Source organism: Janthinobacterium sp. TPC_1 (assembly GCF_056037845.1).
This window is the reverse complement of the sequence record NZ_CP195157.1, coordinates 1,505,101-1,523,041: the sequence shown is the minus strand read 5'-3', so window position 1 is coordinate 1,523,041 and position 17,941 is coordinate 1,505,101. Positions and strand designations below refer to the sequence as shown.

At 64.5% G+C, this 17,941-nt stretch carries 22 protein-coding genes and 1 pseudogene; 8 read left to right on the top strand and 15 right to left on the bottom strand.

What is annotated here, in order from left to right; all coding sequences use genetic code 11:
* Positions 1–189: 189 nt before the first annotated feature.
* Entirely contained in the window at positions 190–486 is a 297-nt protein-coding gene (locus tag ACQVLG_RS07410; RefSeq protein ID WP_070257888.1) for a DUF493 family protein, read from the top strand.
* Here the strand turns inward: ACQVLG_RS07410 and ACQVLG_RS07405 are convergent.
* Positions 479–1,683 (bottom strand): annotated as a pseudogene (locus ACQVLG_RS07405) (multidrug effflux MFS transporter). The gene ACQVLG_RS07410 and the pseudogene ACQVLG_RS07405 overlap by 8 nt on opposite strands.
* Before the next feature lie 126 nt (positions 1,684–1,809).
* On the opposite strand from ACQVLG_RS07405, the gene pdxR reads away from it, so the two are divergent.
* From pdxR to ung, 4 genes are all read left to right on the top strand, one after another.
* Positions 1,810–3,282 (top strand): MocR-like pyridoxine biosynthesis transcription factor PdxR, encoded by a 1,473-nt coding sequence (gene pdxR / locus ACQVLG_RS07400; RefSeq protein ID WP_474293710.1) that lies wholly within the window; start codon positions 1,810–1,812, stop codon positions 3,280–3,282.
* A gap of 75 nt (positions 3,283–3,357) precedes the next feature.
* Positions 3,358–4,104 carry a lipoyl(octanoyl) transferase LipB gene (gene lipB / locus ACQVLG_RS07395; RefSeq protein ID WP_474293707.1) on the top strand — a complete coding sequence of 249 codons (747 nt, stop codon included), beginning with the start codon at positions 3,358–3,360 and terminating at the stop codon, positions 4,102–4,104.
* Positions 4,101–5,117: a lipoyl synthase gene (gene lipA, locus ACQVLG_RS07390; protein ID WP_474293704.1), complete on the top strand. Its 1,017-nt coding sequence runs from the start codon at positions 4,101–4,103 to the stop codon at positions 5,115–5,117. The genes lipB and lipA overlap by 4 nt, the downstream gene beginning before the upstream one ends.
* 146 nt (positions 5,118–5,263) lie before the next feature.
* Complete coding sequence (ung, locus tag ACQVLG_RS07385) at positions 5,264–5,932, top strand: uracil-DNA glycosylase (protein WP_474293702.1); 669 nt, start codon at positions 5,264–5,266, stop codon at positions 5,930–5,932.
* A 72-nt stretch (positions 5,933–6,004) separates the two neighbouring features.
* Here the strand turns inward: ung and ACQVLG_RS07380 are convergent, their stop codons facing one another.
* The 6 genes from ACQVLG_RS07380 to ACQVLG_RS07355 form a co-directional block, all read right to left on the bottom strand.
* A complete protein-coding gene (locus tag ACQVLG_RS07380) occupies positions 6,005–6,166 on the bottom strand; it encodes a hypothetical protein (protein WP_474293700.1) in 162 nt (53 codons plus the stop codon).
* Positions 6,118–7,953 (bottom strand): TonB-dependent receptor, encoded by a 1,836-nt coding sequence (locus ACQVLG_RS07375; protein WP_474293698.1) that lies wholly within the window; start codon positions 7,951–7,953, stop codon positions 6,118–6,120. Before ACQVLG_RS07375 ends, ACQVLG_RS07380 begins: the two co-directional genes overlap by 49 nt.
* On the bottom strand, positions 7,910–8,164 hold the full coding sequence (locus tag ACQVLG_RS07370) for a hypothetical protein (RefSeq protein WP_474293696.1): 255 nt from the start codon (positions 8,162–8,164) through the stop codon (positions 7,910–7,912). The genes ACQVLG_RS07375 and ACQVLG_RS07370 overlap by 44 nt, the downstream gene beginning before the upstream one ends.
* 92 nt (positions 8,165–8,256) lie before the next feature.
* Complete coding sequence (locus ACQVLG_RS07365; RefSeq protein ID WP_474293694.1) at positions 8,257–8,595, bottom strand: hypothetical protein; 339 nt, start codon at positions 8,593–8,595, stop codon at positions 8,257–8,259.
* 67 nt (positions 8,596–8,662) lie between these two features.
* Positions 8,663–9,337, bottom strand: a complete 675-nt coding sequence (locus ACQVLG_RS07360; RefSeq protein WP_474293692.1) for a helix-turn-helix transcriptional regulator — start codon at positions 9,335–9,337, stop codon at positions 8,663–8,665.
* A 135-nt stretch (positions 9,338–9,472) separates the two neighbouring features.
* Positions 9,473–9,943: a YbhB/YbcL family Raf kinase inhibitor-like protein gene (locus ACQVLG_RS07355; RefSeq protein ID WP_474293690.1), complete on the bottom strand. Its 471-nt coding sequence runs from the start codon at positions 9,941–9,943 to the stop codon at positions 9,473–9,475.
* 292 nt (positions 9,944–10,235) lie between these two features.
* On the opposite strand from ACQVLG_RS07355, the gene ACQVLG_RS07350 reads away from it, so the two are divergent.
* Complete coding sequence (locus ACQVLG_RS07350) at positions 10,236–11,393, top strand: PepSY-associated TM helix domain-containing protein (RefSeq protein WP_474293688.1); 1,158 nt, start codon at positions 10,236–10,238, stop codon at positions 11,391–11,393.
* 89 nt (positions 11,394–11,482) lie between these two features.
* Positions 11,483–11,905, top strand: a complete 423-nt coding sequence (locus ACQVLG_RS07345) for a PaaI family thioesterase (RefSeq protein ID WP_070288962.1) — start codon at positions 11,483–11,485, stop codon at positions 11,903–11,905.
* Between the two features lie 65 nt (positions 11,906–11,970).
* On the opposite strand, the gene ACQVLG_RS07340 is transcribed toward ACQVLG_RS07345, so the two are convergent.
* From ACQVLG_RS07340 to ACQVLG_RS07305, 8 genes are all read right to left on the bottom strand, one after another.
* The gene (locus tag ACQVLG_RS07340; protein WP_474293685.1) at positions 11,971–12,666 is read right to left on the bottom strand and encodes an anti-sigma factor; all 696 of its coding nucleotides are present in this window, start codon (positions 12,664–12,666) and stop codon (positions 11,971–11,973) included.
* Positions 12,663–13,253: a sigma-70 family RNA polymerase sigma factor gene (locus ACQVLG_RS07335; protein WP_230540022.1), complete on the bottom strand. Its 591-nt coding sequence runs from the start codon at positions 13,251–13,253 to the stop codon at positions 12,663–12,665. The genes ACQVLG_RS07340 and ACQVLG_RS07335 overlap by 4 nt, the downstream gene beginning before the upstream one ends.
* 98 nt (positions 13,254–13,351) lie before the next feature.
* A complete protein-coding gene (locus ACQVLG_RS07330) occupies positions 13,352–13,873 on the bottom strand; it encodes a peroxiredoxin family protein (protein ID WP_474293683.1) in 522 nt (173 codons plus the stop codon).
* Between the two features lie 86 nt (positions 13,874–13,959).
* Positions 13,960–14,646, bottom strand: coding sequence for a BON domain-containing protein (locus tag ACQVLG_RS07325; RefSeq protein WP_230540020.1), 687 nt, complete (start codon positions 14,644–14,646; stop codon positions 13,960–13,962).
* On the bottom strand, positions 14,639–15,235 hold the full coding sequence (locus tag ACQVLG_RS07320; RefSeq protein WP_034752465.1) for a phosphoheptose isomerase: 597 nt from the start codon (positions 15,233–15,235) through the stop codon (positions 14,639–14,641). The genes ACQVLG_RS07325 and ACQVLG_RS07320 overlap by 8 nt, the downstream gene beginning before the upstream one ends.
* Positions 15,236–15,292: 57 nt before the next feature.
* Entirely contained in the window at positions 15,293–15,652 is a 360-nt protein-coding gene (locus ACQVLG_RS07315) for a YraN family protein (RefSeq protein WP_474293680.1), read from the bottom strand.
* A 10-nt stretch (positions 15,653–15,662) separates the two neighbouring features.
* Positions 15,663–15,974, bottom strand: coding sequence for a hypothetical protein (locus tag ACQVLG_RS07310; RefSeq protein ID WP_474293678.1), 312 nt, complete (start codon positions 15,972–15,974; stop codon positions 15,663–15,665).
* Positions 15,975–15,999: 25 nt separating this feature from the next.
* Entirely contained in the window at positions 16,000–16,866 is an 867-nt protein-coding gene (locus tag ACQVLG_RS07305) for a penicillin-binding protein activator (protein WP_474293676.1), read from the bottom strand.
* 165 nt (positions 16,867–17,031) lie between these two features.
* Between ACQVLG_RS07305 and rsmI the strand changes: the two genes are divergently transcribed.
* Positions 17,032–17,940 (top strand): 16S rRNA (cytidine(1402)-2'-O)-methyltransferase, encoded by a 909-nt coding sequence (rsmI, locus tag ACQVLG_RS07300; protein WP_474293674.1) that lies wholly within the window; start codon positions 17,032–17,034, stop codon positions 17,938–17,940.
* Position 17,941 lies beyond the last annotated feature (1 nt).

Here is a 17,941-nt window from a genome sequence, read left to right as displayed (position 1 = left end):
TTTTCCGGCTATTTTGTCCAAACGAAATAGTTTTTTGCCAGCTTACCCAGCTGGCTTTTTTTTTCCGCGCCCCTGGCGCCATGGCGGCGGGCGCAAGTGCCGCCAAAGTTGGCTACAATACGCTTTTATGCAGCCGCCGCGCGATGTACGCTGCGCCGCCTGTTCTGACCGGCACTGATTGGATTTCCCATGCAAACCACCCCACCGACCGAAGTGACGATTCCTCCCAGCGAATCGCTGATCGAATACCCGAGCGATTTTCCCATCAAGATCATGGGCCCGACGCATGTCGACTTCGCGCCGACCATGCTGGAACTGGTCATCAGCCACGATCCGACCTTCCACGCTGGCCGCATGGAAGAGCGCCCATCGGGCAAGGGCAATTACACGGGCCTGACCGTCACCGTGCGCGCCATCAGCCGCGAGCAGCTCGACGCCCTGTACATGGCGCTGTCGGGCCACCCGATGGTGAAGATCGTCATGTAAGGCTGGCTGCCGCCACGCTGGCCCGGCTCTTCGTGAGCAGCCAGACGGCGGCAAAAGCGCCACTGGCCGCCGCCGTCACCCACAGCAGCGGTTTTTCGCTGCCATCCGTGATGGCGGCGATAACGGCGCCGCAGGCGGCCGTAATGGCCATCTGCACGAAGAAGAACAGGCCCGAGGCGCTGCCCGCCTGGGCGCCATACGGCTGCAGCACGGCCAGCTGGCAGGCGGGAATCGCCATGCCCACCGACACCATCACCAGCAGCATGGGCGCCACCAGCGACGCCACGTGCCGCGGCGCCAACGTACCCGCCAGCAACAGGCTGGCCGCCCCCGCCACATTGATCAGTACCGCCACGCCCAGCATGTGATCGGCGCCCAGGCGCGGTCCCAGCGCGCGGAACAGGCTCGACCCCGCGATATAGCCGCTCACCGTCAGGCCGAACACCAGCGCATACGCGCCGGGCGACAGGTGCATGCCCCTTTGCAACAGCACGACGATTCCGCGATGAACGGGAAATAGGTGCAATACACGCAGCCGATGGCCAGCGCATAGCGCAGGAAATATCTGTCGCCCAGCAGGCGGTAGTACAGCGCCAGGGTATTGCCCTGTGGTACGACGCTGGCCGGCTTGGTTTCCGGCACGTACGCGGCGATCAGCCACAGCGACAGCGCGCCCAGCAGGCACAGCACGCCAAACACGGCGCGCCAGCCGAAGGCCGCGTCGAGCACGCTGCCGGCCAGCGGCGCCAGGATAGGCGACAAGCCCATCACCATCGAGATTTGCCCCAGCATGCGCGCCTGCGTGGCGGGGTCGAAGCGGTCGCGCACCATGACCCGGCCGATGATGGTGCCGCTGCAGCCGCCGAACGCCTGCAGCACGCGCGCGGCGATCAGCACGTGCACGTCGGAAGTCACGGTGCAGACGATGCTGGCGAGCACAAAAATGCCCGTGCCGGCCAGCAGCACGGGGCGGCGCCCGTAGCGGTCGGCCAGCGGCCCGCAAGCGAGCATCGAAGCGGCCGAGCCGGCCATGAACAGGCTCAGGGTCAGTTGCAACTGGGCATCGCTGGCATGCAGGGCATCGGCCATGGCCGGCAGCGAAGGCAGATAGATGTCGATGCTGATGCGCGACAGGCAGACCAGCAGCAGCACGATGCCGCCCCAGGCCCACAGCGGCAGGGATGTGTTTTTGACCATTTTTTCCAAACGTAAGATTGCATGATGCGCCCCGCTGGCGCACCGGAACGGTGAGAATAGGATGGTTGTGGTGTAATGCGAAGTGCCAGTCATCAGAAAATTCATTGGACCACTTGGACGATTATCATGCCGCGAGGAAAATCACCACACGCCCTGGACTTGCCTCGCCCGACCAGCTGGCTCGACAAGGCAGGCGTCAACAAGCAGGATGGCGCGTATGAAGCGCTGCGCTCGGCCATCCTGACGAAGATGCTGCCGGCCGGCAGCCGGCTGCCATCGAGCCGCACCCTGGCGGAACGGTGGGAGTTGTCGCGCGGCACCATCGAAACCGTGTTCGACCGCCTGCACGCGGAAGCGTACGTGACGCGCGTGCCCGGTTCCGGCACGCGCGTGTGCGCCGTCGTGCCGGAGCGTTTTTTGATGGCAGGATTTGCAGAAACCACTCCGGCCGCACCGGCCAGCGCGCACGTACCCGCCCCGGACACGGGCGTGCGCGACGGCTTGCCCTTCGTGGCGCGGCGCGCCGACGCCAGCCTGTTTCCCATGGCCGCCTGGTCCAAGTGCGCCACGCGGGCCTTGGCCGCCGCCACGCCGGAACAGCTGTGCAGCGCCGATCCTGCCGGCCTGCCCCAGCTGCGCCAGCAGATCGCCGATTTCCTTGCCAAGTACCGCGGCATCCGCTGCGATCCGCACGACATCGTCGTCACGACCGGCATCCGCCACGCGATCGACTTGCTGGCGCGCAGCATCGTGCGCGATGGCGACAAGGTGTGCCTGGAAGAACCGGGCTACCCGGCCGCGCGCGCCCTGTTCGCCCTGGCCGGCGCCGTGCCGGTGGATATTGCCGTCGACGCCGAGGGCATCGATTGCGCCGCGCTGGCCGCGCACACTGATGCCAGCCTCGCCTACGTGACGCCGGCGCACCAGTCGCCGCTGGGCGTGACCATGTCCGTCACGCGCCGCCTGGCCTTGCTGGAATGGGCGAACGACAGCGGCGCCTGGGTGGTGGAAGACGATTACGACAGCGAATTCAATTACCAGAGCGCGCCGCTGGCGGCCCTGAAGGCGCTGGACCAGTACCAGCGCGTGATTTATTGTGGCAGTTTTAATAAGACCCTGTTTGCCGGCCTGCGCGTGGGTTTCATGGTGCTGCCGCCCGCATTGCGCCCGCAACTGCTGCGCATCGTGCAGTTGACGGGCCGCTCCGTGGGCGTGACGGAACAGCTGGCGCTGGCCGCCTGGATGGAGGAAGGCGCCTTCGTGCGCCATCTGCGCCAGGCGCGGCTGGCCTACAAGGAGCGGCGCGACCTGCTGCTGGCCTGCCTCGAGCAGACGGCGCCCGGGCGTTACGCGATTTCCGGCCAGCAGGCGGGTTTTCATTGCGTGCTGTGGCTGCCGCCGGATACTGACGAGCGGGCCTTTTGCGCGCGCGCGGCGCAGGAGGGGCTGGCGCTGCAGCCGCTCGGTGATTTTTGTCACAGCGCAAAATTGGCGCCGGCCGTGCTGCTCGGCTACACGGCCCTGAATGCCGCCCAGATACGCCATGCTGCGCAAAAATTGGGCAGGTTGCTGCTGCCGCCGGCGCCCGCGGCTGAATGAAACGGCGGCCTGGCTTATAATCACGGCTTCGCCGCAGCGTCCGCAGGGCGCCGGCAGCTGATTACAGAATCCGTCATGACCACCACCCGCACCGAAACGGCGCTGATCCGCGAGCTGGGCCGCGTCGATTACGAGCCGACCTTTGCCGCCATGCGCGCCTTTACCGACGCGCGCACGACCGACACGCGCGACGAACTACTGTGGATCGTCGAGCATCCGCCCGTATTTACTTTGGGCCTGGCGGCCGACCGCGGCCACCTGCTGGCCGGGGCAGATGCGATCCCCGTGGTGCAGACGGACCGGGGCGGCGAAGTGACGTTCCACGGCCCCGGCCAGGTGGTGATTTACCTGCTGATGGACTTGCGCCGCAACAAGCCGGGCGGCAAGCTGTATGCGCGCCAGTTCGTGCATAAAATCGAGCAAGCCATCATCAACGTGCTGGCGGCGTATAATCTCGCTGGCGAGCGCATCGATGGCGCGCCCGGCATCTATATTGCCGGCGGGCCAGACAAGGGTGCGAAGATCGCCGCGCTGGGGTTGAAAGTGCGCGGCAACGGCTGCACCTACCATGGCGTATCGCTCAACGTGGCGATGGACCTGGCGCCGTTTTCCTGGATTAACCCTTGCGGCTATTCCGGCCTGAAGACGGTGGACATGCGCAGCATGGGCGTGGTGGCGCCGCTGGCCGAGGTGCAGCGGGCTGGCCCAGGAATTGACCGTATTACTCGATGTAAGCGAAGTAAACAGCGCCGCAGGCGCGCCTCAGGCAGCGGATGCCTGAGCAAACAAACCAACATGCCCGTCAAGGGCTTGCAGCCATGACTTCTGAGACCATTTCCAGCACCGCCCCCGCCGCTACTGCCGCTCCTGCGTACAACCCGAGCGAAAAGCAAAAAGGCGCCAGCAAGACTTCGCGCATCCCGATCAAGATCATTCCGATCGAGCAAGTCGAGCGCCTGAAAAAGCCGGACTGGATCCGCGTCAAGGCCGCGTCGGCTTCGACCCGCTTCTATGAAATCAAGGATATCCTGCGCGAAAACAAACTCGTGACCGTGTGCGAGGAAGCCAGCTGCCCGAACATCGGCGAATGTTTCGGCAAGGGCACGGCCACCTTCATGATCATGGGCGACAAGTGCACGCGCCGCTGCCCGTTCTGCGACGTCGGCCATGGCCGTCCGGACCCGCTGGACAAGGACGAGCCGGCCAACCTGTCGAAAACCATCGCCAAGCTGCGCCTGAACTACGTCGTCATCACCTCCGTCGACCGCGATGACTTGCGCGACGGCGGCGCCGGCCATTTCGTCGAGTGCATCCAGCAAACGCGCGCCCTGTCGCCGAACACCCGCATCGAAGTGCTGGTGCCGGACTTCCGTGGCCGCCTGGAAAAAGCGTTGAATTTGTTCAAGGATGGCTTGCCTGACGTCATGAACCACAACCTGGAAACGGCGCCGCGCCTGTACAAGGAAGCGCGTCCCGGCTCCGACTACATGCACTCGCTGAAATTGTTGAAAGATTTCAAGGCCATGTACCCGGACGTCAAAACCAAGTCCGGCATCATGGTGGGCCTGGGCGAGACGGACGAGGAAATCCTGCAAGTGATGCGCGACATGCGCGAGCACGATATCGACATGCTGACCATCGGCCAGTACCTGGCGCCATCGAACAGCCACCTGCCCGTGCGCCGCTACGTGCACCCGGACGTGTTTAAAATGTTCGAGGAAGAAGCCTATAAAATGGGCTTCACCCACGCCGCCGTGGGCGCCATGGTGCGCAGCTCGTACCATGCGGATGAACAGGCGCACAGCGCCGGCGTGGAATCGGCGCTGAATTTCTAAGCAGCTTGCGCCAGATCAAAGCCGCCCGCGATCGCGTGGCGGCTTTTTTTTTTTGCCTGTTCGTATCGTGTCCACCTCATGCGGCTGAGCGTCCTATACTGGCATGCTGAAAAAGCATGGTTGACGAATAGGCTATGAGGTGACGCATGGACGTACGCATCGACGCATCGTGGAAGGCGCGGCTGGAGGGGGAGTTTGCCCAGCCTTACTGGGAACGCCTGGCCGCCTTCGTCAAGGAAGAGTACGCGGCGGGGCCGTGTTGTCCTCCCGGTAAACTCATTTTTCGCGCCTTCGACCTGACGCCGTTCGGGCAAGTCAAGGTGGTGATCCTGGGGCAAGACCCGTATCACACGCCGGGCGCCGCCATGGGGCTGTGCTTTTCGATTCCCGAAGGCACGCCGCCGCAGCCTAGCCTGCAGAATATCTTCAAGGAATTATCCACGGACGTGGGCGTGGCGCGCACGCGCACGGATTTGTCCGATTGGGCCGAGCAAGGCGTGTTCTTGCTCAACAGCGTGCTGACGGTGCGCGCCGGGGCGGCCGGTTCGCACGCGGCCAAGGGGTGGGAAAAGCTGACGGACAGCGCCATCGGCCACCTGTCCGCCGAGTGCGAACACCTGGTGTTCATCCTGTGGGGCGGCTATGCGCAAGCCAAGCGCAGCCTGATCGACCCCGGCAAGCACCTGGTGCTGGTGGCGCCCCACCCTTCGCCATTGTCGGCCAGCAAAGGTTTCTTTGGCAGCAAGCCGTTCAGCTTGACGAATGCGTATCTGCAGGCGCATGGCCAGGCGCCTATCGCCTGGGGTGATGGCTGATTCCTGACGGCAACCGACAGCGGCAGGCGTTGCTCCCTGCCGCTGTCTCTTCGCGCGTAACGGTGGTAACGGTTAAAAACTGGTCGACAGGCCTGCGTAAATGCTGCGGCGGGCGCCATACTGCGGCGCTCCCACTCCCACGCCGGAACCGTCGCGCAGCAGGTACGACTTGTCGAACAGGTTGATCAGGGCCAGCCGTCCTTCCACCTTGCCGAGCGGCGTGTTTTTTTCCATGTGTGCGTGAGCGCCGTGTTGACGGTGAAGTAGCTCGGCAAATGGCCGGAATTCGGTGCGCCGCCGTCCGGTGTCATGCGCAGGCCGCTGCCGTAGAGGAAGTCAGCGCTCACTTGCGAATCGCCGAAGTGATAATGGCCGCCACCGGACAGCGTGTATTTCTGGTCATGATCGAGGTAGACATAGTTCTTGCTGATGTAGTTCAACTCATCGGCGCCAAACAGGGCTTGCCCCGAATTGATGTTGCGCCCCTGCGCCTTTTGCGTGCTGGCGTTGAGGAACAGGCCCCAGTTTTTCTCGCTGTAGATGGCGGACAATTCCAGGCCCTTGGCATAGCCGTCCGCATAGTTGAACGGGGTCAGGATCAATGCCTGGCCGAACTGGCCTTCATCGAGCAGGTTGTTGATCTTTTTATAGTACACATCGGCCGTCACGGTCAGTTTTGAACTCACCTGGTGGCTGATGCCCACGTCATAGTAGTGCGTGCGCTCGGCCTTGACGTTGTCGGACTGGCCGATTTCCGGCGCATTCGTCGTGTTCGCGTACAGGTCGATGCTGCCCTGCGCCGCCAGTTCCTGCGGCGGCGGCGTGAAGTAGCGCGAATAGCCCGCGTGCAGGGCCGTACCGGGCGCGATCTGGTACGCCAGGTTGACGCGGGGGCTCCATTGCTGCTCGTTCGTGTAGGCCGAGACCTTGTCGAAGCGGGCGCCGTAGTTCAGGGTCAATGGCTTGCTGATATGCCATTCATCCTGCAGATAGACACTGGCCAGGGTACCCGTCTTGCCGCTGTTATCCAGAATGCTGACCGGCGTGGTGGAGGTTTGCGCCCCGTCAATACTCGGGAAGACGGCCACCGTGTTGTCGCTGGTCGTCTTCTGGCGCGTGTAGGCCAGGCCCGCGCGCACGGTGTGGTCCTGGTGCAGCTTGTAGCTGATGTCGAACTGGGCACCGGAAGCGCTGTTGGCGCGGCGCGAGTCCGAGGCCACGCCGTTGTAGATCAGGTCGCCGATGGCGTCGGGCGTGAAATGCAGTTCCGAATACTGGTGGAAGGCGGATACCTGATAATTCACGTCGCCCAGGCTTTTTTGCAGCGACAGCACGAGAAAACGGTTCACTTCGCGCTGGTTTTCATTCAGCTGCGACGACGGCAGCGTGGACGTGCCCGCCTGTGCATCGCTGTGGCCGGCCAGCGAGAAGCCCGGCGCCTGGTCCGGGTTGTTCGGGATCTGGAAGCGGCCGTTATACGTGCCGAACATGGCGCCCAGGCGGGTATTGTCATCGAGGAAATACGACAGACTGCCGAACGATTTGTTCTGGCGCGTCTTGTCGTGCAGGGCGCTGCGCGTGGCTTGCGGGTTTTCCACGCCCAGGGAATTGCCCAGGTAGCTGCCGGACAGGTAGTAATTGAACTTGCCGACGCTGCCGAAAAATTCGGCACTCGGCTCCACGTGGTCGTGGCTGCCGACCATGATGCCGATGCGCCCGCCAGGGCTCAAGCCGCCTTCCTTCGTTTCAATATCGACGATGCCGGCCGTGCGCAGGCCGAACTGGGCCGGCAAGGCGCCCGTCATGAAATCCGTCTTGTCGATCAAGCGCGTGTCGATCGACTGGCCGAAGCCGCTGATGCTTTCGGGCAGTTGCACGCCATTGATGCGATATTGCACGTTGGCATGGTCGTCGCGCACGTGCAGGGCACCCGAGCCCTTCGAATCCTGCGACACGCCCGGCAGGCGCAGCAGCACTTCATTGAACGGCGTGTTGTCGCCCTGGCCCAGCATGTCGACCATGTGGCTGTCGATGCTGTAGATGGTGGTGCCCGATTTTCGGCGACAGCGCGATGCGCGCGCTTTTCAGATGGGCGGAGGTGACTTCCACCTTTTGCATTTCTGGCGGGGCGCCATCGCTAGTGGCTTCGGCCGGCTCGGCGGCGTGGGCGGAAACGGTAAACAGGCTGGCAAGGGCGAGCGACAGCGCGCTCAGGCGTGGTGTGTGTTGCATGGTAAACCTCGAAAATAGTCAACGCCAGGCGGCCCGGCGCGCATCAAAGTGCGGCAAGGGGCAGCCTGAAAAGGATAAAAACAGCGTGGGAACTACAGTGAGGCGGCAGGCGGGCCGCGCACGGGCGGCAGGACGAGGGCGGCGACGGGCGCCAGGGTGGCGGGCGCGAGGGCCAGCAGGCGGTACGGCAGTAACTGGGCGGGCGGCTCGGCGATGGCCGGCGGCACGGCGATGTCGGCCACCTTGTCGATGACCGTGGCGCACAGCGCGCACTCTTCCGCGTCGAGCGTCGTCTTGTGCAGGTGCGAGGCGGCCGTCGACAGCAGGAACACGAGGGCCAGCGCACTGAACAGCGCCACGCACAGCTGCCACGGCGTGCGCGCGAGGGCGGACGCCGGGTAAGGCTTGCGGGATGGCTGGCGGGAAGACATGGGCGCATAGTAGCAAGAAAATCGCCGCCTTGTCAGCGCTTGTTGCGTGATTTGCGCCAGCGCGCCCTTACACGGTGGCGCGCAGCTCGCGCGGCGACAGGCCGTAATGCTGACGGAAACGGGCCGCGAAGCGCGAGGGCGAGGCGTAGCCGCAGGCGGCCGCGATGTCGCCGATGGGCAAGATGCCAGATTGCAATTCCTGCAAGGCCAGTCCCAGCCGTACGTCTTCCAGGATGGCGCGGAAATGGCGCTGTTCCAGAGCCAGCTGGCGGCGCAGGGTCGAGGCGCCCAGGTGCAGATGGCTGGCGACCTTGGCCACGCTCCAGTCGGCGCCCGGATCCAGCAGCAGCACTTGCTGCACGCGCGCGGCCAGCGGATCGCGGCGGTCCGCAGCAGCGGGCCGCAATGGCCGCCCAGTGCCAGGGCCAGCAGCAAGCCTTCCGCCTGGTGCGCCAGCAGCGCGGGCGGCGTGCTGCTGGCCAGGCTGGCCGTCAGCTGGTCCCAGGCCAGCGCCGCGTGGGCATCGAGCGGCACGCACAGGCTGGCCGTGGCCGCCTGGCGCAGCTGGTTGTCGACGAGGCCGCCGTGGCGCGCGCGGAAACGGGCGATCAGGGCCGGCGAAAAACTCAGCACTTCGGCCCGGTAGCCTTGCGCGCCGGGCAGGTTGGCCACGCCCAGTTCCTGCCCGGCCGGCATCAGCACCACGTCGTGCGTGCCGGCGCGGGCCTGGCGGGCGCCCCATTCCAGCAGTTTCGTTCCCTGCCGCACGCGGCACAGGGCGCTCTGGAAGACGGGCACGCGGCGCAGGTTTTGCGCGCGGCGTGCCTCGATGGTGCCGTGGGCGATGCGCAGCTCGCTCAGGGCTACCGCTTCCATGTCATCGGCCATACAGTCCCGTCAGCTGTGCCTTGCCCAGTGCGTTGGCGTTGAGCATGTAGCCGAGCATGGCGCCGCTGGCGTGCCGGTCCAGCGGCAGCTTGTCTGTTTTCAGCGCCCAGACCGTGATCTGGTAGCGGTGGGCCTTGTCGCCCGGTGGCGGGCAGGCGCCGCCGTAGGCGCTGTCGCCGTAATCGTTGCGCCCTTGCACGGCGCCGGCCGGCAAGGTGGCGGTTGTCGTTCCCGCAGGCAAGGACGTGGTGCTGGTCGGCACATTGAACACGCTCCAGTGCCACCAGCCGCTGCCCGTGGGCGCGTCCGGGTCGTACAGGGTAATGGCGTAGCTTTTCGTGCCGGCCGGCGCGTTGCTCCACGACAATTGCGGCGACAGGTTGCCGCCCGTGCAGCCGAAGCCCTGGAATACTTGCGCGGGCACCAGGCGCTGGCCAGGGGCGATGTCGGTACTGGTCACCGTGAAATCGGCGGCGTGGGTGCCCAGGTGAAGGGCGAGAGGCCCAAGGTGGCGGCGAGGAGGCGGGAGGGGTTCATGGTTTTCCTTTCGATAAGTATAGGGGAAAGTGTATGCCGTGCAACATTTACCCACGATGCCGATGCGCTCGCTGATGGTGCCGAAACGCTCGTTTTCTCCTATTTCCAACGTTGCCATGAGCGTGTTGTGTGGTTTGCCGCTTTCTGGCCGCGCATGATTTTCACTGTCGGGCTTTCATGCTATCGTTCCGCAGCCCAAATTTCCCAAAGTTTCCATGTCCCGACGCCCGATCAAGTGGTTGCTCAGCAAACTGCACCTGTACGTGGGGCTGTGGTTCGGCGCCCTGTTCGTCCTGCTGGGCTTGACGGGCTCCGCCATCGCCTGGATGCCGGAACTCGACGCGTATCTGAATCCGACCTTGTTGCAGGCGAGCACGCCCGCGCCTGGCCAGGTGTTCCAGGTGACGCCGCGCACGGTGCAGGCGGTGGTGGACGGGCTAGCGGCCGATCCCGCCTATGGCAAGCCGAGCCAGCTCAATCCGCCCGCCGACGCGCGCGACGTGTACGTGGCCTCGTACCGCCAGGCCGGCAAACCGTCCCCGTTTAGCCAGGCCATCGTGCGCCAGGTGATGGTCGACCCCTACACCCTGCAAGTCAAAGGCGAGCGCGACTGGGGGCGCTTCGGCCTCACGCGGCCATTGCTGATGTCGGGCATGTTTCATTTGCACCGTTATTTATTGTCCGGCGACGCGGGCAAGACCATTACGGGCATTTCCGGCGTGGCCATGCTGCTGATGGCCCTGAGCGGCATTTACCTGTGGTGGCCGCGCCTGCAGTGGACGGCGATCAAGCGCGCCCTGACCGTGTCGCATGGTGGCTCCTGGCCGCGTTTTAATTACACGTTTCACAAGGCGGCGGGCTTCTTTGCCGCGCCCGTGCTGGCCGTGCTCGCCTTTTCCGGCATCTATTTCAATTTGCCGCAATTGATCGTGCCGCTGGTGGAGCTCGTGTCGACGGTGCCGGATACGGCAAAATTGAAAAATGTGGCGCGGGACGGCACCGTGCTCGATGCGGGCCAGGCCATGGCCGCCGCGCAGCAGCTGTACCCGCAGGCGCGCGTGTCGCGCATCGTGCTGCCGGGCAAGAAGGACCAGCCGTACGACGTGCGCGTGCGCCAGCCCGGTGAAATCGCCCACGGCGACGGCGCCACCCGCATCACCCTGGACGCGCGCAGCGGCTTGCCCCTGCGCATACGCGATCCCTTGCGGGCGCCGGCCGGCGATGTCTTCCTGGGCTGGCAATTCCCCCTGCATTCGGGCCAGGCGTTCGGCGTGGCCGGACGCGCCTTCATTACCGTCTTCGGTTTGATGCCCTTGCTGTTCCTGCTGACGGGCACCCTGGTGTGGTGGAAACGGCGGCGCGGCAAAAAATAGCTGCGGTCAAACCGTTGCGGGGAAAGTTGCTATCATCATAGTATTTTCCGGCGTATCCACTGTCCGGACTCACCCGCACAAGGACCAGCATGAGCAATCCCGACATCACCGTAGCAATGTTGAATGAACGCGGCACCGGCCGCCTGCCCGGCCACCTGGGCATCGTCATCACGGCCGTGGGCGACGGCCAGCTGACGGCGGAATTGCCCGTGCTGCCGCATTTGCTGGCGCCGAACGGCTACCTGCACGCGGGCAGCGTCGTGACCCTGGCCGACACGGCGTCCGGCTACGGTTGCATCGTCAACCTGCCCGAAGGCGCGACGAATTTCACCACCATCGAACTGAAATCGAACCACCTGGGCACGGCCCGCGAAGGCACGCTCACGTGCACGGCCAAGGTCGAGCACAAGGGCCGCAACACGCAAGTGTGGGATGCCGTGGTGAAAAGCAAGGAAACGGGCAAGACCATCGCCCTGTTTCGCTGCACGCAGATGATTTTATATCCCAAATAACCCGAAGGACAAAATCTGGGGTCGTACCCTGCAGGGTACGACCCCGGTTCTTGCTTTTGGGTTCGCTAGATTTTCACCCAGTTACCTTTATACAAGATTGGTCCCGTCGGTCCGTTCGGATCCGGCGAACCGCCTTTCGGTTCCAGGGTAACGGCCAGCAATGCCACGTCGTTGCCGAGGGCGCGCTGCGACAGGGCCAGTTTTATATTGCCCTTGTCGGCCAGCAAGCCGAGCGAACGGGGGTTGCCGCTCTTCGGCACGGCCCACAGTTCCAGATCCTTATCACTTGGCACGGGCGCGTTGCCCACCATGCGCACTTCGAGCGCGCCGTGGCGGCTGTCGGCCGTCAGCAGCAGGGCCGTTTGCGCTTTTTCGTCCGTCAGGCTGGCCACATAGCTGATCTGCGGCGCCTCCATCACGCGCGTGGCCAAGACGATCACCAGCAAGGCGGCGATGGCACTCGACGCCATGCCCAGGCCGCGCCAGAACGACAGCGCATCGCCGAACAAGGACCAGCCCCCCTGCGGCTTCAGGTGCAGGCGCTGCTCGATCTGTTGCCACACGCGCCTGGGCGGCGCCACGGGCGTGGTGAATTCCGCCATCGGTTCCAGGCGCTGGCGCCATTCGGCCGTGATATTGCGCAAATCGGCGTCGTTGTGCAGCCAGCCTTCGAAACGCCGCCGAGCGCCCCCTTTCAGGGTGCCCAGCACGTATTCGGACGCCAGTTTCTGGCGCAGCGCGTCATTGCCGCGGATATTCATGATGCCTCCCGTTTCGCCAGGCACGTGCGCAGCCGTTCCAGGCTGCGGCGTATCCACGTCTTCACGGTGCCGATCGGCAGCGACATCTGCTGCGCCACTTCGCTGTGCGACAGGTCGTGATAGAACGCCAGGGCGACCACCTGCCGGTGCAGCCCTTCCAGGGCGGACATGCAAAACGCCAGCGCCTTGGCGTCACCGCTCAGTTGCAGCGACTCGATCGGCGTGGCCTGGGGGTCCCGGAGTGCATTCATGACTTCGCTATCAAACTGTTCGGCATCGATTTCCACGGTATCGTCGCTGCGCCGCAGCACATCGAACGCCTTGTTGCGCACGATGGTGGCCATCCAGGTCATCGGCGCCGCCAGATGGCTCTGGTAAGCGGCGGCGTTGTTCCAGATGGCGACGAACCCCTCTTGCAAGGCTTCTTCAGCGAGCTCTTGCTTATGCAATATACGCAGCGCGAAGCCAAACAGTTTCGATGAGGTAGAAGTATACAGCTGGCGGAACGCCGTGGCGTCCTTGTTCCCGGTGGCAAGCAGCCAGGCTTTGAGTTGCTGCGGGTCGAGCGATTGAGCGGCTGGGGACACGGCTGGCCTTCACAAGGTGAATGGGATCACGCCTGGGAAGGTTATAACAGATTGACAACGCTTGGCAACAGGGTTTTGCGCCGTGTTTGCGCGGTGTCTTAACCGGCGATGGCCGTTTCGAGCAGTTTATGCAGTTCGGCAAATTCCGGCTTGCCCACGTAGCGCTTGAGGATCTTGCCCTGCTTGTCGAGCACGAAGGTGGTGGGCGTGAGGGCCACGTCGCCGTAGGCCTTGGCCGCCTCGCCCGTCACGTCGAGCGCCACCTTGAACGGCAGCTGGCGCGTTTCGGCGAAGTTCAGCACGTAGTTGGCCGGATCGTATTTCATGGCCACGGCCACGAATTCCAGTCCCTGCCCCTTGTACTTGTTGTAGGTGTCGACCATTTCCGGCATTTCCGCCACGCAAGTAGTGCACGAGGTGGCCCAGAAATTGACCATCACGACCTTGCCGCGCAGGCTGGCGGAGGTGATTTTCTCGCCATGGATGCCGTGGAAGGTCACGTCTGGCGCGCGTTGCTTGTCATTCAGCGACAGATAGCCGGCTGCCGCCACGCCCGCCACGAAGACGGCGATCAGGGCTGGCTTGATCCAGGACTTGCTTGCGGAGGGCGAAGTTGACATGGCAAAGTTTCACTAATGTAGAGCAACGATGCGGCCATTATAGACGCATCGCCAGTCTGGCGCCGTAGGTCAAACGGCGGAGGCGCTTATTGCTGGACCGTATCGCTGACCGTGTTCGTCGTGCGCTGTTGCGGCGGATCGGGCTGCAATTGCTTCAATTCCGCTTCCGAAATGTAGTCGAACAGCTTGACCACTTTCTGCACGCCGCCCACGCCGCGCGCCACGTCGGCCGCGACCGTGCCTTCGCGCTGGGTCACGCGGCCCATCAGGAAGACGGTGCCGTTTTCCGTGACGACCTTGAACGAGGCGGCCGAGATGGTTTTCATGTCGACCAGGCTGGCCTTGACCTTGGTGGTGATCAGCGCATCGTTCGAGCGCGAGGTGTAGCTGGCCGGGCCGGCGATGATCAGTTCATTCGCCACCGATTCCACGCCCTCGATATTGCGCACTTCGCGCTCGACGGCATTTTTCATCGCCTCGTCGCGCACTTCGCCCGTCAGCAGGACGCGGCGGTTGAAGCTGGTGACATTCACGTGGCCGGCATCGCCGACGATGGAGGGAATGCGCGATTCGCCTTTCAGGGCGATCGACTTGTCTTCGGTCTGGGCGCCCAGGGTGCGGCGGTCCGCCGCGGCAACGCCGCCCATCACCGCGCCGCCGACCATCAGTTCGATGCAGCCGGTGAGCGAAGTGAGCATGGCGCCGCACAAGAGTGCGGTGGCCAGCGGGCGTTGTACGCGTTTCCAGCCTGGGCCAGTACCGAATTTAGTCATTCACGTCTCCTCCGAATAGCGCGACGTCGATGCCGTCGCAGATGCAATGTATGGTGGTCAGATGGACTTCCTGGATGCGCGCCGTGCGTTCGGCCGGCACGCAGATATGCACGTCGGCGTCCGTCAGCATCTTGCCGATGGCGCCGCCGTCCTTGCCCGTCAGCGCCACGACGCGCATTTCGCGCTCGAGCGCCGCTTCCACGGCCGCCATCACGTTGGCCGAATTGCCCGACGTGGAGATGGCCAGCAGGATGTCGCCGGCCTGGCCGAAGGCCTGTACCTGCTTCGAGAAGATTTCGCGGTAGCTGTAGTCGTTGGCCACGGCCGTCAGGATCGACGTATCGGTCGTCAGCGCCAGGGCCGGCAGCGGAAAGCGCTCGCGTTCGAAGCGTCCGACCAGCTCGGCCGCGAAATGCTGGCAGTCGGCGGCGGAACCGCCGTTGCCGCAGGCGAGGATCTTGTTGCCGTTGGACAATGCATAAAACATCAGGTCGATCGCCTGCGCAATGGGTTGCGCCAGCACGGTGGCGGCCTGGATCTTGAGTTCGGCACTTTCGTGGAAGTGCGAGAGGATGCGTTGATTATTCATAGTCTGCCGATTATAGTGCAGGCGCGCGGCATGGCGGACAAGCACTGTTAAAAATGCTTACATATCGAGGATGTTCTTCAGCCAGCTGATCCGTCCGCCGTCGATGGCCAGCGCGTCGAAGCGGCACGGCGGCAAGCTCTTTTGCCCCTGCAGCCAGGTTTGCGCGGCCACGACCATGCGCCGCTGCTTGGCCGGCGTGATGCTGGCCAGGGCGCCGCCGAAGGCTGTACTGCTGCGCAGCCGCACTTCGACGAAGACGATGGCGGCGCCGTCGCGCATGATCAGGTCGAGTTCCCCGCCCTTGCACAGATAGTTGCGTTCCAGAAGTACCAGGCCTTGCAGCAGCAGATACGCGAGCGCATCGTCTTCCCCCTGCCGTCCCTGTTCCCGTTTGTTCCAGAAAGCGAAGGGCGGCATGGCCGTGTCCTTATTGTACTGGCGGCGCGGCCGGCGGGGCCGGCGGCCAGGTGCCCAGCACGCCCTGCTGGTAGGTGGCGGCTTGCTCCGTGCGTTCGAACACGCTTTGATCGTTCTCAAAGCGCACGGCCAGGCGGCCCGTCACGCCATCGAGCGTGAATGGGGCATTCGGCCGCAGCGCCACTTCGCGCGCCACGCGGAAGGCATCGATGCCCAGCGCGTACAGGCGTTCCATGTCGGCCGTCGGGCGGACGTCGCCTGACTGCGGCGGCTGCGGATACACCATCACTTGCGGATGGTCGCGCTGCACTTGCCAGGGCAAGTCCAGCAGGCGCGCACCGTCCAGTTCAGGCCCGCTGGCGCCGCGCCCGCGCGCCGGGATTCAGTGACGAGGTGCCATACAGGGGCAGATCGCTGCCGATGGCCACGCGCAGCTGGCGCGCCTGGTCGGCGTCGAGCGCGGCAAACAGCAGGCCCGGGGGCGTCGCGGCCAGGCGCGCGCGCAGCTGCACCAGTTCCGCATCGCTCAGGTAGCCATTCGTGGCCGTCAAGTCCATCGCATCGACCTTGCCGCCCTGGCGCAGCCATTCCTGCTTGAAGGCGGCGCTGACGCGGCGCTGCGAGGGCGAACCGGCCGACAGGATCAGCGCGCTGGCGCCCGGCTGTTCGCTGGCGGCCCAGGCGGCGACCTGGCGCGCTTCCGCCTCGATCGACAGGCCCATCACCAGCAGCTTGGCCGGCAGGCGCGCTTCGCCGCGGTTGTCCGGGTGGTTCAGGGCGATCGTCGGTTTGCGCACCAGATCGCTGTTCGCCACGGCCGTCACGGCCGAGCGCGACAAGGGACCGACGACGACGTCCTGTTCCTCTTGCGCTTGCGCAAACTTGTTCAGCACGTCGCTGCTGCCGTCGCCCGTGTCGATCACCGTCACTTCGAAGCCGCTGCGGTCGCGCTCATACGCGGCCATGAAGCCGGCGCGCAGCAATTCGGCGGCCGGCCCCAGGGAAGCGGAGCGCAGCGGCAGCAGCAGGCCGATGTGGTGGACATTGCCGTCGGATGGCGCCGGCGCCGTGGCGGCCGGCATGTCCTGTGGCGTGCCCGTGGCCGGCTTGGTGGTGATGGGCGCCAGCGGCGCGCCGCTGCCGTCGTACGCGGTAATATCGGGCACGGCGACGGCAAACGTCACCGGTTCGGGCGCGGGCGGCTTGGGCGGCACGGGAGGCGGCAGCGGCTTCGGTGGCGGCAGCGCCCTTGTGTTAGATTCAATAGGCGCGCACAATTGCCCGGGCGCGTCGCAAGGCGTGCTGCAAGCGCTCAGCATGCCGGTCGCGGCACAAACAAGCAGTAACTTCACACTATTAGCAAGCATTTAACCTCCAAAATGACCGTACAAGAAATCAGTTCCATCGCCAGCCTGCCCATCATGACAGAGGCGGCGCACCAGGTCTATCCTATCGCAACATTGTATATAGTGGCCACGCCCATCGGTAATGTGACCGATATCAGCCTGCGCGCGCTGCACTTGCTGAGCCTTGCCGACGCCGTCGCCTGTGAAGATACGCGCAACACCGCGCACCTGCTGACGCGCTTCGGCTTGAACAAGCCATTGATTGCGGCACATCAACATAACGAACGCGAAGTGGCGCAGACTTTGATCGCGCGCCTGCAGGCGGGCGAGCGCATCGCCCTCGTTTCCGACGCCGGCACGCCGGCCGTGTCCGATCCCGGCGCGCGCATCGTCGACGCCGTGCGCGCGGCGGGATTGCGCGTGCTGCCCCTGCCCGGCCCGTCGGCGGCGATCACCGCCATCTCCGCCAGCGGCTTGTTGAATGACCAGTTCTACTTTGTCGGCTTCCTGCCGGCCAAGGCCAAGCAGCGCGAAAACATCTTGCACGGCTTGCGCGGCGTGACGGCCACCATGGTGTTCTATGAAGCGCCGCACCGCATCCTCGATTGCGCCACGGCCCTGGCCGAAGCATTCGAGCCGACGCGCCAGGTGGTGTTCGCGCGCGAGCTGACGAAACTGTTCGAGGAAATCCACCGCTGCCCCCTGTCCGAGGCGGAAAGCTGGATCCGTGCCGACGCGCACCGCGAAAAGGGAGAATTCGTCGTCCTGCTGGAAGGGGCCACCGAGGCGCAGGACGCGGAAGACGTGGAAGCGGAACGCATCCTCAATATCCTGCTGGCCGAATGCAGCGTCAAGCAGGCGGCGAATCTGACGGCGCAAATCACGGGCCGCAAGAAAAATGCCCTGTATGAGCGGGCGTTGCAGTTGAAGGGGCAGGAATAAG

What these genes read in the sequence shown, in the direction of transcription:
- ACQVLG_RS07410 (WP_070257888.1), top strand. Translation starts at nt 190, where the DNA reads ATGCAAACCACCCCACCGACCGAAGTGACGATTCCTCCCAGCGAATCG.
- pdxR (WP_474293710.1), top strand. Translation starts at nt 1,810, where the DNA reads ATGCCGCGAGGAAAATCACCACACGCCCTGGACTTGCCTCGCCCGACC.
- lipB (WP_474293707.1), top strand. Translation starts at nt 3,358, where the DNA reads ATGACCACCACCCGCACCGAAACGGCGCTGATCCGCGAGCTGGGCCGC.
- lipA (WP_474293704.1), top strand. Translation starts at nt 4,101, where the DNA reads ATGACTTCTGAGACCATTTCCAGCACCGCCCCCGCCGCTACTGCCGCT.
- ung (WP_474293702.1), top strand. Translation starts at nt 5,264, where the DNA reads ATGGACGTACGCATCGACGCATCGTGGAAGGCGCGGCTGGAGGGGGAG.
- ACQVLG_RS07380 (WP_474293700.1), bottom strand. Translation starts at nt 6,166, where the DNA reads ATGGAAAAAAACACGCCGCTCGGCAAGGTGGAAGGACGGCTGGCCCTG.
- ACQVLG_RS07375 (WP_474293698.1), bottom strand. Translation starts at nt 7,953, where the DNA reads ATGGTCGACATGCTGGGCCAGGGCGACAACACGCCGTTCAATGAAGTG.
- ACQVLG_RS07370 (WP_474293696.1), bottom strand. Translation starts at nt 8,164, where the DNA reads ATGCAACACACACCACGCCTGAGCGCGCTGTCGCTCGCCCTTGCCAGC.
- ACQVLG_RS07365 (WP_474293694.1), bottom strand. Translation starts at nt 8,595, where the DNA reads ATGTCTTCCCGCCAGCCATCCCGCAAGCCTTACCCGGCGTCCGCCCTC.
- ACQVLG_RS07360 (WP_474293692.1), bottom strand. Translation starts at nt 9,337, where the DNA reads ATGGGGCGCCCGCCAGGCCCGCGCCGGCACGCACGACGTGGTGCTGAT.
- ACQVLG_RS07350 (WP_474293688.1), top strand. Translation starts at nt 10,236, where the DNA reads ATGTCCCGACGCCCGATCAAGTGGTTGCTCAGCAAACTGCACCTGTAC.
- ACQVLG_RS07345 (WP_070288962.1), top strand. Translation starts at nt 11,483, where the DNA reads ATGAGCAATCCCGACATCACCGTAGCAATGTTGAATGAACGCGGCACC.
- ACQVLG_RS07340 (WP_474293685.1), bottom strand. Translation starts at nt 12,666, where the DNA reads ATGAATATCCGCGGCAATGACGCGCTGCGCCAGAAACTGGCGTCCGAA.
- ACQVLG_RS07330 (WP_474293683.1), bottom strand. Translation starts at nt 13,873, where the DNA reads ATGTCAACTTCGCCCTCCGCAAGCAAGTCCTGGATCAAGCCAGCCCTG.
- ACQVLG_RS07325 (WP_230540020.1), bottom strand. Translation starts at nt 14,646, where the DNA reads ATGACTAAATTCGGTACTGGCCCAGGCTGGAAACGCGTACAACGCCCG.
- ACQVLG_RS07320 (WP_034752465.1), bottom strand. Translation starts at nt 15,235, where the DNA reads ATGAATAATCAACGCATCCTCTCGCACTTCCACGAAAGTGCCGAACTC.
- ACQVLG_RS07315 (WP_474293680.1), bottom strand. Translation starts at nt 15,652, where the DNA reads ATGCCGCCCTTCGCTTTCTGGAACAAACGGGAACAGGGACGGCAGGGG.
- rsmI (WP_474293674.1), top strand. Translation starts at nt 17,032, where the DNA reads ATGACCGTACAAGAAATCAGTTCCATCGCCAGCCTGCCCATCATGACA.